The sequence below is a fragment of the Corynebacterium sp. HMSC067D03 genome (assembly GCF_001811185.1).
Classification (GTDB): domain Bacteria; phylum Actinomycetota; class Actinomycetes; order Mycobacteriales; family Mycobacteriaceae; genus Corynebacterium; species Corynebacterium coyleae.
Map to the genome: position 1 here is coordinate 51557 of NZ_KV803805.1, position 12484 is coordinate 64040.

The window sequence follows — 12484 nt, forward strand, 5'->3', positions numbered from 1 at the left end:
GTGTGACGCATGTCGCAACGGACGCTTCTCCTTCTACGCCGCGGCGGGAATCAGGCCCACTAACACGGCCGGCACCCCGTCGCGGAGTTTCTCATTGCCGGCCGTGGACACCCCCACCCCCCCGACAATGAAGGAACCAAACAATGTCCGACTTCTTTGCACCCCGCGAAATCCAAACCCCCTCCGGCCCACGCAACGAAGGCCAACCCGCCTGGAACAAGCAGCGCGGCTCCCAAATGCCAGTCGAGCGCTACCTGACGTTCGCCCAAGAGGTAGAAGACATCACCCTGCCGGACCGCACCTGGCCCGACAAGAAGATCACCCACGCGCCGCAGTGGTGCGCCGTGGACCTGCGCGACGGCAACCAAGCCCTGATCGACCCCATGAGCCCCGAACGCAAGCGCCGCATGTTCAACCTGCTGGTGGAGATGGGCTTCAAGGAGATCGAGGTCGGCTTCCCGTCCGCATCGCAGACGGACTTTGATTTCGTGCGCGAGATCATCGAAAAGGACATGATTCCCGACGACGTCACCATCCAGGTCCTCGTCCAAGCGCGCGAGCACCTGATCCGCCGCACGTTCGAAGCCTGCGCGGGTGCGAAGAACGTCATCGTGCACTTCTACAACTCCACCTCCAAACTGCAGCGCCGCGTAGTGTTCCGCAAGGACCGCGAGCAGATCAAAGCCCTGGCCACCGACGCCGCCGAACTGATCAAAACCATCGCCGCCGACTACCCCGACACCAACTGGCGCTGGGAATACTCCCCCGAATCATTCACAGGCACCGAGCTGGAGTTTGCAAAGGAGGTCTGTGACGCGGTCGTCGCAAAGATGGGCGCAACGCCAGACAACCCGATGATCATCAACCTGCCCGCCACCGTGGAAATGATCACCCCCAACGTCTACGCCGACTCCATCGAATGGATGCACCGCAACCTGGCCAACCGCGAGGCCGTGATCTTGTCACTGCACCCCCACAACGACCGCGGCACCGGCGTCGCCGCAGCCGAACTCGGCTACCTCGCCGGCGGCGACCGCATCGAAGGCTGCCTGTTCGGCAACGGCGAGCGCACCGGCAACGTCGACCTGATCACCCTCGGGCTGAACATGCTCACCCAAGGCGTCGACCCCCAAATCGACTTCTCCGACATCTCCCGCATCCGCGACGTCGTCGAATACTGCAACCAACTGCGCGTGCCGGAGCGCCACCCATACGGCGGCGACCTCGTCTTCACCGCATTCTCCGGCTCCCACCAAGACGCCATTAACAAAGGCCTCGACGCGCTCGCCCAAACCGTACGCCCCGACGCCACCAGCGAAGACGTCACCTGGGACGAACTGCGCGACACCACCTGGGAAGTGCCCTACCTGCCAATCGACCCGAAGGACGTCGGCCGCACCTACGAAGCCGTCATCCGCGTCAACTCCCAATCCGGCAAGGGCGGCGTTGCCTACATCATGAAGACCGACCACGGCATCAACATGCCCAAGACCATGCAGCCCGAATTCTCCGCCGTGGTGCAAAACATCACCGACTCCGAAGGCGGCGAAGTCAACTCCAAGAACATGTGGGACATCTTCGCCACCACCTACCTCGACCTGGACACCCCACTGGACCTGGCGTCCTACCGCATCGACGCCGCCGAGGAAGAAGGCGAAGACACGCGCGTATCGGCGGTGGTGGCCTATGAGGGGGCTCGTCGAGAAGTGCAAGGCTCCGGCAACGGCCCCATCGCGGCATTCGCCAACGCCCTCGAGCAGATCGGCATCGACTTCGAAGTGCAGGACTACTCGCAACGCGCCCGCACCGCAGGCGACGACGCCGACGCAGCCTGCTACATCTACGCCGACGTCGACGGCACCTCCGCCTGGGGCGTCGGCATCGCCGGCTCCACCACACGTGCCTCGCTTGAAGCAATCGTGTCGGCTGTGAATCGCTCCTACGCCGCGAACTAGGCCGCCTTGCCCAAGAGGTCTATACTTGGGCACACCTTTACAGGCGGTGAGGAGAACGGATGCGAACCTACGCGGTACCCGGTGGCGGATTTGACGTCCCCATCGAGCAACCGCGTATCGACGACCCCACCGCCACCCCCTTCACCGCCACCCTCAACCCCCTCGACCGAGGCGGGTTCGAGGTACTGCACGGTGACGCCGTGGTTGGCACACTCAGCGCCGGGCGCCGCGCCGACCTCGACCACATCGCCCGCCACGGCTTCGCACCCCAAGTGCGCGCACGCATCGACGGCGACGACATCGTCCTCGACCTCGCCGTCCCCAGCCTCTCCATCCCCACCAACGAACCACCCCGCGCCCCCTGGGTCCTCCTCCCCAGCGGCCAGACCTACGCGGTGGGCCCATACGGAACCGACCAACACCCCACCCAAGTCCTGGCAGTGATCGCTCCGGGTGGGGACGTGTCGGTCGATGGGCGCGTCGTCGCAAAGCTAGACGCTCCGGAACTTGCCGACACCATCGCCGATCTCACCGCACGCGACCTCACCATCGTCGCCCGCGGCACCACCGACGGCCACACGCTGACTATCGACGCCACCCCACACACCGGCGACCTCAACATCTCACCCCTGCCATTCTTGCCCGCCCTGCCGCGCGAGGACGACACCGGATTCTTCGCCACCGTCGACGCCGAAGCCGCAGCCCTCGCAGCCGACACCGAAGACAACGCCGAACTCGACACCGCAGGCCGCAGCAGCGTCGCCAGCCGACTCGTCGCCGCAGGCGCCGCCGTCATCGCCGTCGCCGTCACCGTCGTCGGCACCGCCATGATCAGCGCATCCTGGCGCGAAGACCAACGCTCCGTCTCCCCCTTCCCCGAAACCGTCACCAACACGACCACGTCGGAATCGTCGGAATCGTCTGAGTCGGAGACGCCCGAGACGACCGAGCCTTCGGAGCCTTCGGAGTCATCGGAATCGCCCGAGCCTTCCGAAGCACCCGCGCCAAGCGCCCCCGCCGTGCGCGTGCCCACCCCACAGCAACAACTGCCCGTACCGGCACCTGCGCCCGCTCCCGCACCTGTCCCGGCGCCCGCGCCTGCCCCGGCACCCGCACCCGCGCCGGCACAAGAGCAAGCACCGGCTCCTGCCCCCGCACCCGCACCCGCACCTGCCCCGGCGCCCGACCCACGCCCATACGAATACTCCATCGGCGGCTTCAAAGTCCGATCCAACGCCCCGCTCGACCGCCCACTGTATGAGGTCACCGAGCCGTAGTACCCTCTGAACAATGAGTGACTACCCCTTCGTCGCAGTATTCGTGCAGGCAACCGGCATCCACCCGGCCACCGCACGCCTGCTCACCATCGACGCAGTCACCTTCGACGCCTCCGGCCGCATCGGCGAAGACTTCCACGCCGTGATCAACCCCGGCACCGACCCCGGCCCCGCCCACACCCACGGCCTCACCCCACACGACTTCGCCCAAGCGCCACGCTTCTCCCGCCACCTGCGCACGCTGGACAAACTTCTCGACGGCCGCACCCTCATCGTCCACGACGCCCCCACCACCTGGGGCTTCATCGTCTCCGAGGCGAAACGCGCCATGAACGCCGCCGCCCGCGCCAACCGCTCACGCCGCGGCCGAGGCAACAAACGACGCCAACGTGTCGGACACGTGCCGCGGCCGGAGATGATTGTGGACGTGCTGGCGTCGTCGCAACGCAATGGCCACATCCCCACAGACACCCGCATCAACGCAGTCGCCAACATGATTGGCGTCGCATCACCACCCGCCACCGCCTCGCTCGAACGCGCGCAGGTCCCCGAAGCCGACTTCTCCCGCGAGCAAACCCTCAAACTCATCGCCATGTACCTCCACATGGCCGACAACCCCGCCACCTACAACCCCGCCGACCTCACTGGCGACAAATTCGGCCTCCAACGCAGCGCCACCCGCGTCGACGCCGAAAAAGCCCCCGCACTCACCACCAACCCCGGCACGCTCGGCAACGACGGGCTCAAACCCGGCATGGAATTCGTCATCTCCGACGACATCACCCGCAACCCCGACGACCTCATCGACGCCGCCATGCGCGCCGGCCTGACCTACCGCGAAAAACTCACCCGCGAAACCTCCGTCGCCGTCTCCGACGCCAAACTCCACGGCGCCGAACTGCGCGGCAAAGCCATGCACGCCGACCGCAAAAACATCCCCGTCGTCTCCGGCGACGAATTCGCCCGCCTACTAGGAGACATGACCCCCGCAGAGTAGCCTTGTGCGCATGCAAGGACCCATCTCCCGAGCCCGGGCACGCCTAGCGACGACCGCAGCCAACCTCGCCACCGCAGCCTCCCGCGCCACCGGACGCGGCGCCGGCGGCATGATCGGCGGCCTCGTCGCAGGTGCGATCGACCCAAACATCATGGCTTCCCTCGGCGGCGGCCGCCCCACCGTGCTGGTCACCGGCACCAACGGCAAATCCACCACCACCCGCATGCTCGCCGGCGCCGTCCGCACGAAACACACCGTGGCCACCAATGACGGCGGCGACAACATGGACGCCGGCATCATCTCCGCTTTGCTCGCCGGCAAAGACGCGGAGGCCATCGTGCTGGAGTGCGACGAACTGCACGTCCCCAAGGTTGCCGAGCGCCTGCAGCCGAAAGCGTTCGTCCTTCTGAACCTCACGCGCGACCAATTGGACCGCGTCGGCGAGATCAACTCCATCGAACGCGCCCTACGTGCGGCGGTGATGGCGCATCCGGATGCGGTGGTCGTCGCTAATTGCGATGATGTGCTCATCTCCTCGATCGCCTACGACCACCCCAACGTCATCTGGGTCGCCGCGGGCGCCGGCTGGCTCGGCGACTCCGTGACCAACCCACGCTCCGGCGGGCACATCGTGCGTTCCTCCGTCACGCACGACGAAGAAACTGACTGGTACGCCGTCGAAAAACTCCCCGACGGCCGCGAATTCCGCCGCCCCACCCCGCAATACACCGTCACCGACAACGCCCTGCAAACCCCGCAAGGCGCAGCGGTGCTCGACCTGAAACTGCCCGGGCGCGCGAACCGGGGCAACGCCGCCCAAGCCATCGCGTGCGCCGTCGAAGCCTTCGGGGTGCCGCTCGACGACGCCGTGCGCGCCGCCAGCGAAGTGGACAACGTCGCCGGCCGCTACACCACCGTCCACCTCGGCGAACACGACATCCACCTGCTTTTGGCCAAGAACCCGGCCGGATGGCAGGAGGCGCTGTCGATGGTGGACCGTGACGCCGACGGTGTCGTCATCGCTGTCAATGCCAAGCAAGGCGACGGCGAGGACGTCTCGTGGCTGTGGGACGTGAAGTTCGAGGACTTCGGCGACACCCACGTCGTCGCCGCCGGCGAGCGCGCCACTGACCTTGCGGTGCGCCTGACGTACGGCGGCATTGACCACGAGCGCATCCCCGACCCTGTGGAGGCGATTCGTGCCTGCCCTCCGGGTCGCGTGGAGGTGTTGGCCAACTACACGGCGTTGCTGAATCTGCGCCGCGCGCTGTCGAAGCAGGAGGATTACCGTGCCTAAACTCACCATTGGTCTTGTGTTGCCCGACGTGTTGGGCACGTACGGCGATGACGGCAATGCGTTGGTGTTGCGTGAGCGTGCGCGTTTGCGTGGTTTCGATGCGCACATCGAGCGCTTTTTACTTCACGACGACATCCCCGCCACCTGCGACATCTACACCCTTGGCGGTGGCGAGGACGCCGCCCAGTTAATCGCCGCTGCCCGCTTGAGCGCCTCTCCGGGGCTGCAGGCGGCTGCCGCTGATGGTCGTCCGGTCTTCGCGGTGTGCGCCGGTTTGCAGGTGTTGGGTCACACGTTCCGTGCGCATGGCGAGGAGGTTGAGGGCGTGGGTCTGTTGGACATCACCACGTCGCCGTTGGATACCCGTGCGACGGGCGAACTCCTGTCCGAGCCGACGCAGGCCGGCATCACCGCCGAACTGACCGAGCCGCTAACTGGTTTTGAGAACCACATGGGCGCCACCGTGCTCGGGCCCGAGGCGCAGGCGCTGGGTGTGGTGACGCGCGGCGTCGGCAACGGTGTGCCTGCCAGTGCTGGTGCTGCCGCAACCGCAGCACCGAGCACCGCCACACGCACAGACGCGAAGGTGGATGGCGTGGTGCAGGGCAGCGTGATCGCTACTTACATGCACGGTCCGGCGCTCGCGCGAAACCCGCAGTTGGCGGATTTGCTCATTGCACGCGCGCTGGACGTGCCGCTTGCGGAGTTGGCTCCGCTTGATCTCGAGGATGTTGCCCAACTACGTCGGGAACGCCTCGCCAAATAGTTGGTCCATTGCCCCGCGGGTGGTGTTTTTCACCGGATACCCGCGGGGTGAGATCCATACTGGGGCACCCCGCACCATGACGATCCGGCCGCGTTTCTTACGCCACGGGTCATCATCATTCACCCGATTGTGATAGCGACACAATGGCGCCAGGTTGCCAATGTTGGTCTCCCCACCATGCTGCCACGCCTCCACGTGGTGTAGCTCGCAGTTGTCTGCTCCGTGACGGCAGCCAGGAAACGCACACACCGGGGAGACCAGCTTGGCCAGATCGCGCTGCTTCTGATTCGCCAAACGCTGCGTGCGGTACAGATTCACCGCACCGGCCTGCGGATGAAACGCCGCCACCTCCAACGCATCACCGAACTGGGCGGCCAAAAACTCCGCACCGGTCATGGTGGTGCCATCAGTCATCGCCAACAGAACATCATCACCAGTGCCATCCAAGATGCGCAGATAATCCGGCAGCGGCACCAACACCGTCGGACGCGGCGCTGCGGTTGCGACCTTGCCCTCGCCGAAGAAGATCCCAATGAGGTTCTCCGCAATCTGGGGTGCAGCCGGACGGTCCTGATCAATACCTAACCGCCCGGCGTGTTCCATGTCGGAGATCTCGCGCTCGTCGTAGGTTAAGTGCAGGGTGCGTTTGCCGTTTCGCGACGGGCCAAATTTCGCCGCATCCACCGCCGGCTTCTCGTTTGCCGGCACCAAGGAGCGGGCTGCCGCCTCAATCGCCCGGTAGCCACCCTCGACCTCAAGCAAAGCCAGGCGCAGCGCCCACCGCTGGGACGTATCCTTGACCGAGGCAATGCGACGCTCGATCAGTGCGAGCTCGTCCAACGAGAACGCCCGAGCCCGCGTAGCGGCCACCGCCTGCTTGCGCGTGAACTTGGTGCGCCCGAAATACACATCCCGCAGCCGCGACCACGCACGCGCCCGATCCGGTGCAAAGCCCGAGGCGAGTGCAACCTCAAGGTCGAAGTCAGCCAGCGTCTCTAACGCTGCGGCCGACATCGCCTGCACTAACACCTCGAACGAATTCATGCCTAAAACGCTAAACCGTCAACAGAGAAAGTGCACCTGGCCTGTGGATAACTGGGCGTGGGGTCGTCGAAAAGTAAAGAGTTATCCACAAATCACAGCTTGAGGCGCCCGGTTAACGCGCGGGAGAGTGTCAGCTCGTCGACAAACTCCAAGTCCCCGCCAAGCGGCATACCCGACGCCAAGCGCGACACCGTCAGCGACGGGAAGTCCTTCAACAGACGCGCCAAATACGACGCCGTCGCCTCCCCCTCCGTATCAGGGTCGGTAGCCAAGATGACTTCGGTGACGTCGGGGTTGTCGGCGCCGTCGACGTCGTCAAGCACACCGCCAATGCGCTGCAACAACGGCGCGATGGCCAGATCCTTCGGGCCGACATTCGCCAACGGATCCAACGACCCACCCAATACGTGGTAACGGCCCGAATACTCCCCCGTGCGCTCAATGACCTGGATGTCCTTCGCGTCCTCCACCACGCACACCAGCGACTTATCGCGGCTCGAGTCGGCGCAAATGCGGCACACTTCCTCGCGCGAGACGTTGTTGCAGATGCGACAAAACGTCACCCCGTCGCGCACGGCGGCCAAGGCGGCGCGCAGCCTATCGATGTCCTCCGGCTCCGTCTTCAGCAAGTGAAACGCGATACGTTGCGCGGACTTGGGGCCGATGCCGGGGAGGCGCGAGAATTCGTCGATAAGGTCTTGCAGCGGTCCTTCAAACACGCGGGGGTTCCTTTCGTGGCATGAAAAACGCGCCCGACCAAGCCGGCCGGACGCGGGAAGCGACAGGTTAGACGATGCCGCCGAACGGGATCTCGCCCGGGCCTGCCTGCGGGGCGCCACCCTGCGGTGCGCCGCCACCCATTGCGCCGCCGGTCAGCGGGGCGATCTTCTCTTCGGCGAGCTTGCCGGCCTGGTCGTGGGCGTCGCGGTATGCGGCGAGGATGAGGTCCTGCAGCGTCTCGACGTCCTCCGGGTCAACGGCTTCCGGCTTGATGGTCAGGTCGGTGATTTCGGCGCCGCCGGTCATGGTGACGGCAACGAGACCGCCGCCTGCGGTGCCGGTGACCTCGGTCTGCAGCAGTTCCATCTGCGCCTGCTGGAGTGCGGCCTGCACTTCGGCGGCTTGGCGGATGAGTTCCTGCATGTCCTGTGGCTGGGTCATGGTTGCAACCTTTCGTTTGTTGGTAAAGCTCCGTGGGCCATTGTACGCGTCGCTTAGAGGGGTTTGGCTCCGAGTTCGGCGGCGAGGAGATCCATGGCGACTTCGGTGGCGTCGCGGCGGTCGGCGGTTCGTTCTCCGTCGCGTGCTTCTTGGGCCATGTCGCGTTCTTCGTCTTCGCGTGTGTATTCGGGTTCGGCTTCTTCGAAGGGTTCGGTGGGTTCGGGTGGTGGTGGGATGTCGTCGCGTTCGCGTTTGGCGCGTTCGGCGGCTTTTTGGCTGGCTGCGGCGACGGCGGCTTGCCAACTGTTGGCGGGGGCAGGGTCTTCGAGCTTTTCGCTTGTCGACGACCCCTCCCCCGGATTCCACACCTCCCTCGGTTTTGGCCGCTTGACGTGGGCGGCGTCGGGGTTGGTGCCGACCACGCAGCGGACCTTGATTGGCGTGCCGAGCTTTTCGGTGAATACGGCGACGATGTCTGCGTTGTTGCGTTCGGCGTTGATGCGGTCGGCGAGCGCTCCGGTGTGATGGCCGACGACGAGGGTGTCGTTGTCGAAGCCGAGCGGTTTCGCCTCCGTCAGCATGATTTCGGCGACCTGGTTGCGTGCGCCGACGGATTGGCGCAGGCGGGTCCAGTCGCGTTCGATGCGCTGGTACAGGTCGTCCGTGTCCGGTTGTGGTGCGGCCTGTTGCGGCGCGGGTTGCTGCGGCGCGGGTTGGGCAGGTTCGGGTTCACGCTGCGGTTCCGGTTGCGGCGCAGGTTCGTGCGGCGGTTCCGACGCAGGCTGCTGTGGTTCGGGTGGCGGCGTCTGCTGCGCTCGCTGCTCGGATGCCGGTTGAGCAGGCGCGGGCGCGGGTGCGGGTTTGCGCGAGGCGGTGCGGGCGCTCGCGGCGGCGGCTGCAGCGGCTGCGGCGGCAGCAGCGCCTCCCCCGCCAGCGGCGCCGGAGGGAGCACCAGCAGCACCACCGGCAGAACCAGCAGAGCCAACAGCACCAGCACCAGCACCAGCACCCGTACCAGCACCCGGCGCCGCACCCACCGCGCCGCCGCCAACGCTGACGGTGAGGAGGTGCGCCATCATGATTTCGAGGAGCAGGCGGGGCGAGGTGGCGCCGGCGAGGTCTGGGAGTCGGTCGTTGACTTCGGTGGCCAGGGCGGAGAGGTGGGCGGGGGTGAAGAGTTCGGCTTGGTGTTTGAGGATTTCGGAGCGGTCGGTGGGGGCGTCGACAAGTCCTTGCCCGAATGCGTCGGGCACGGTGCGGATGAGGAGGAGGTCGCGCATGCGGTCGAGGAGGTCGAGGGCGAAGCGGCGGGGTTCGTGGCCGGATTCGATGACTTCGTCGATGGTGTGGAACATGGCGGAGCCGTCGTTGGTGGCGATGGCGTTGACGGCGGCGTCGAGAAGTGTGAGGTCCGTGACGCCCAGCAGTGGCAGGGCAAGGTCGTAGGTCAGGCCGTCGGGTCCGGCGCCGGCGAGGAGTTGGTCGAGGATGGACAGGGTGTCGCGCGGGGAGCCGCCGCCGGCGCGGATGACCAGGGGGTAGACGTTTTCGTCGACGGTGACGCCTTCGTCGGCAACGATGCGCTCGAGAAGCGAACGCATGGCTTGGGGCGCGAGCAGGCGGAATGGGTAGTTGTGGGTGCGCGAGCGGATGGTGCCCAGCATCTTTTCGGGTTCGGTGGTGGCGAAGATGAAGATGAGGTGGGCGGGTGGTTCTTCGACGATTTTGAGCAGGGCGTTGTTGCCCTCTTTGGAGATCATGTGGGCTTCGTCGATGATGAAGACGCGGTAGCGCGATTCGCTTGGCGCATACAGGGCGCGTTCGCGCAGGTCGCGCATGTCTTCGACGCCGCCGTGGGAGGCTGCGTCGATTTCCATGACGTCGAGGTTTCCGTTGCCGCCGGGGGCGAGGGAGACGCAGGAGGGGCATACGCCGCAGGGGGTGGAGGTTGGTCCTTCGGCGCAGTTGAGTGAGCGCGCGAGGATGCGGGCGGATGATGTTTTGCCGCAGCCTCGTGGGCCGGAGAACAGGTAGGCGTGTGAGATGCGGTTGTTGTCCAGTGCGGTGGACAACGGCCGGGTTACTTGTTCTTGCCCGACGACTTCGCCGAATGTTGCGGGGCGGTATTTCCTGTACAGAGCCACGCGGGCTACCTTACTCGGCCTCGCGATTCCATTCGGTGGTGTTGGTGCCGCGGCGTCGTAGCCTGCGGGTTAGGACGTCGAGGCCTTGGTCGCGGGCGATGGTGTATTCGTCGTCGGTAAGCGCGACGAGTTCGAGCAGCAGGGTGAGCCTGTCGGGTTCGCGGTATAGCGGTGTGCCGCGGTCGAAGAGTTCGGGTTCGCGCAGCCAGCCGTGGCGTGCGGTGGTGCCGAGCTCGTCGAGGGCGCCTTCGAGCAGCACGCCGGGTTGTGCGGGGATGCCGAGGCGTTCGATGGCACGGGCTGCGGCAACGACGGCGCGCCCGGGCAGTTGCTTATCGACGACCCCACCTACCGTCACAATCTCACACCGCACATCAGTCGCCCCATCCCCGTCGATGACCAGGCCGGTATCGACTTGGGAGAAGCCGACGGTGCAGGCCGCGGGGGTGGTGTTGATGGTGGTGAGGGCGACGGCGGCGTCGTCGATAAGCATGAGCTCGATGTCCATGAACGACCCGAGCCATGCGGCGACCTGATCAGTTTTCATGCGCCTCGATGCAGGCGAGCAGCACGCAGGTGGCAACGCCGTCCATGGCGGTGCGGACCTCGTCGAGCGGCGGCAGGGACGGTGCGAGGCGGATGTTCTCGTCGTGCTCGTCGATGCCTCCCGGGAAGGATGCGCCGGCCTTGGTCAGGGTGATGCCGGCTTCCTTGGCCAGTTCCCAGACGCGCTTGGCGGAGCCGTCCTTGACGTCCAGGGAGATGAAGTAGCCGCCGGTCGGCTCGGTCCACTCGGCGACGCCGTACTCGCCGAGGCGCTCCTTGAGGATGCCGACGACCGCCGCAAACTTCGGAGCGAGCGAGCCGGCGTGCTTGAGCATGTGGGCGCGCAGGCCGTCGACGTCGCCGAAGAAGCGGGCGTGCGCCAACTGGTTGACCTTGTTCGGGCCGATGCCGCGCACGCCAGCGTGGCTGTTGTACCAGTCCAGGTTCTCCTTGGAGGAAGCGAAGAACGCCACGCCCGAGCCTGCGAGCGTGATCTTGGAGGTGGACGACATGTACCAGAAGCGGTTCGGGTTGCCATGCTTCGCGGAGATCTCGAGCACGTTCGGGTTGTCCGGGAACTCGTCGGTCAGCGTGTGGATTGCGTACGCGTTGTCCCAGATCAGGCGGAAGTCTGGCGCGGCGGTCTCCATGGCGCAGAGACGCTCGATGGTTTCGGCGGAGTAGGTGATGCCGGTGGGGTTGCCGAAGATCGGCACCGACCACATGCCCTTGACCTGCGGGTCCTTCACCAGTTCCTCGACGAGGTCCATGTCGGGGCCGGTCGGGGTCATCGGCACCTGGATCATCTCGAAGCCGAAGTGCTCGACGATGGTGAAGTGGCGGTCGTAGCCCGGCACCGGGCAGATCCACTTGACGGTCTCCTCGTCCTTCCAGGGGCGCGGCGAGTCGTTGGTGCCCCAGATATAGGCAAACGAGACGAGGTCGAACATGATGCTCAGGCTCGAGGAATCACCCGCGACGACGTTCTCCGGGGCGACGCCGAGGGCCCCGGCCCACAGCTCGCGGATGTCCGCAATGCCGTCGAGGTTGCCGTAGTTGCGCACGTCAGCGCCGGTCTTGTCGGTGTAGTCGTCCGCCCCCGGCAGCGACAGCAGCGCGTCAGAGAACCCGAGCTGCTCTGCGGACGGCTTGCCGCGCGTCAGGTTCAGGTTGAGGTTTCGGGCCTTGAGTTCCTCGTACTGTGCGCGAGTGCGCTCGGCGAGTTCGTTGAACTGGGCTGCGTCCAGGTCCTTGAGAGACATCATCACTCCAGATGTTCGAAGGCGAATTTTGCGTG

General features: G+C 65.8%; 11 protein-coding genes. 5 read left to right on the forward strand and 6 right to left on the reverse strand.

What is annotated here, in order from left to right:
• Positions 1 to 143: 143 nt before the first annotated feature.
• From leuA to HMPREF2785_RS04450, 5 genes are read left to right on the forward strand one after another with little or no spacing between them, the layout of a single operon-like run.
• Positions 144 to 1955: a 2-isopropylmalate synthase gene (leuA, locus tag HMPREF2785_RS04430; protein WP_070614349.1), complete on the forward strand. Its 1812-nt coding sequence runs from the start codon at positions 144 to 146 to the stop codon at positions 1953 to 1955.
• 59 nt (positions 1956 to 2014) lie between these two features.
• Complete coding sequence (locus tag HMPREF2785_RS11805) at positions 2015 to 3232, forward strand: hypothetical protein (RefSeq protein WP_070614350.1); 1218 nt, start codon at positions 2015 to 2017, stop codon at positions 3230 to 3232.
• Positions 3233 to 3245: 13 nt separating this feature from the next.
• Entirely contained in the window at positions 3246 to 4229 is a 984-nt protein-coding gene (locus tag HMPREF2785_RS04440) for an exonuclease domain-containing protein (RefSeq protein WP_070614351.1), read from the forward strand.
• A gap of 10 nt (positions 4230 to 4239) precedes the next feature.
• On the forward strand, positions 4240 to 5526 hold the full coding sequence (locus HMPREF2785_RS04445) for a Mur ligase family protein (RefSeq protein WP_070570747.1): 1287 nt from the start codon (positions 4240 to 4242) through the stop codon (positions 5524 to 5526).
• A complete protein-coding gene (locus tag HMPREF2785_RS04450; RefSeq protein ID WP_070614352.1) occupies positions 5519 to 6292 on the forward strand; it encodes a type 1 glutamine amidotransferase in 774 nt (257 codons plus the stop codon). The genes HMPREF2785_RS04445 and HMPREF2785_RS04450 overlap by 8 nt, the downstream gene beginning before the upstream one ends.
• On the opposite strand, the gene HMPREF2785_RS04455 is transcribed toward HMPREF2785_RS04450, so the two are convergent.
• The 6 genes from HMPREF2785_RS04455 to HMPREF2785_RS04480 form a co-directional block, all read right to left on the reverse strand.
• Positions 6266 to 7336 carry an HNH endonuclease signature motif containing protein gene (locus HMPREF2785_RS04455; RefSeq protein ID WP_070614353.1) on the reverse strand — a complete coding sequence of 357 codons (1071 nt, stop codon included), beginning with the start codon at positions 7334 to 7336 and terminating at the stop codon, positions 6266 to 6268. The genes HMPREF2785_RS04450 and HMPREF2785_RS04455 overlap by 27 nt on opposite strands.
• Before the next feature lie 92 nt (positions 7337 to 7428).
• Positions 7429 to 8055, reverse strand: a complete 627-nt coding sequence (gene recR / locus HMPREF2785_RS04460; RefSeq protein WP_070614354.1) for a recombination mediator RecR — start codon at positions 8053 to 8055, stop codon at positions 7429 to 7431.
• 67 nt (positions 8056 to 8122) lie between these two features.
• Entirely contained in the window at positions 8123 to 8497 is a 375-nt protein-coding gene (locus HMPREF2785_RS04465; RefSeq protein WP_070451098.1) for a YbaB/EbfC family nucleoid-associated protein, read from the reverse strand.
• Positions 8498 to 8550: 53 nt separating this feature from the next.
• Positions 8551 to 10641, reverse strand: a complete 2091-nt coding sequence (locus tag HMPREF2785_RS04470; protein ID WP_070614355.1) for a DNA polymerase III subunit gamma and tau — start codon at positions 10639 to 10641, stop codon at positions 8551 to 8553.
• A gap of 10 nt (positions 10642 to 10651) precedes the next feature.
• Positions 10652 to 11188 carry a hypothetical protein gene (locus HMPREF2785_RS04475; protein WP_070482668.1) on the reverse strand — a complete coding sequence of 179 codons (537 nt, stop codon included), beginning with the start codon at positions 11186 to 11188 and terminating at the stop codon, positions 10652 to 10654.
• Positions 11178 to 12449 carry an aspartate aminotransferase type Ic gene (locus tag HMPREF2785_RS04480; protein ID WP_070614368.1) on the reverse strand — a complete coding sequence of 424 codons (1272 nt, stop codon included), beginning with the start codon at positions 12447 to 12449 and terminating at the stop codon, positions 11178 to 11180. The genes HMPREF2785_RS04475 and HMPREF2785_RS04480 overlap by 11 nt, the downstream gene beginning before the upstream one ends.
• Between the last annotated feature and the right edge of the window lie 35 nt (positions 12450 to 12484).

Excerpts from the sequence above, each read along its gene's own strand:
- leuA (WP_070614349.1), top strand. The coding sequence starts at position 144 with ATGTCCGACTTCTTTGCACCCCGCGAAATCCAAACCCCCTCCGGCCCA.
- HMPREF2785_RS11805 (WP_070614350.1), top strand. The coding sequence starts at position 2,015 with ATGCGAACCTACGCGGTACCCGGTGGCGGATTTGACGTCCCCATCGAG.
- HMPREF2785_RS04440 (WP_070614351.1), top strand. The coding sequence starts at position 3,246 with ATGAGTGACTACCCCTTCGTCGCAGTATTCGTGCAGGCAACCGGCATC.
- HMPREF2785_RS04445 (WP_070570747.1), top strand. The coding sequence starts at position 4,240 with ATGCAAGGACCCATCTCCCGAGCCCGGGCACGCCTAGCGACGACCGCA.
- HMPREF2785_RS04455 (WP_070614353.1), bottom strand. The coding sequence starts at position 7,336 with ATGAATTCGTTCGAGGTGTTAGTGCAGGCGATGTCGGCCGCAGCGTTA.
- HMPREF2785_RS04465 (WP_070451098.1), bottom strand. The coding sequence starts at position 8,497 with ATGACCCAGCCACAGGACATGCAGGAACTCATCCGCCAAGCCGCCGAA.
- HMPREF2785_RS04475 (WP_070482668.1), bottom strand. The coding sequence starts at position 11,188 with ATGAAAACTGATCAGGTCGCCGCATGGCTCGGGTCGTTCATGGACATC.
- HMPREF2785_RS04480 (WP_070614368.1), bottom strand. The coding sequence starts at position 12,449 with ATGTCTCTCAAGGACCTGGACGCAGCCCAGTTCAACGAACTCGCCGAG.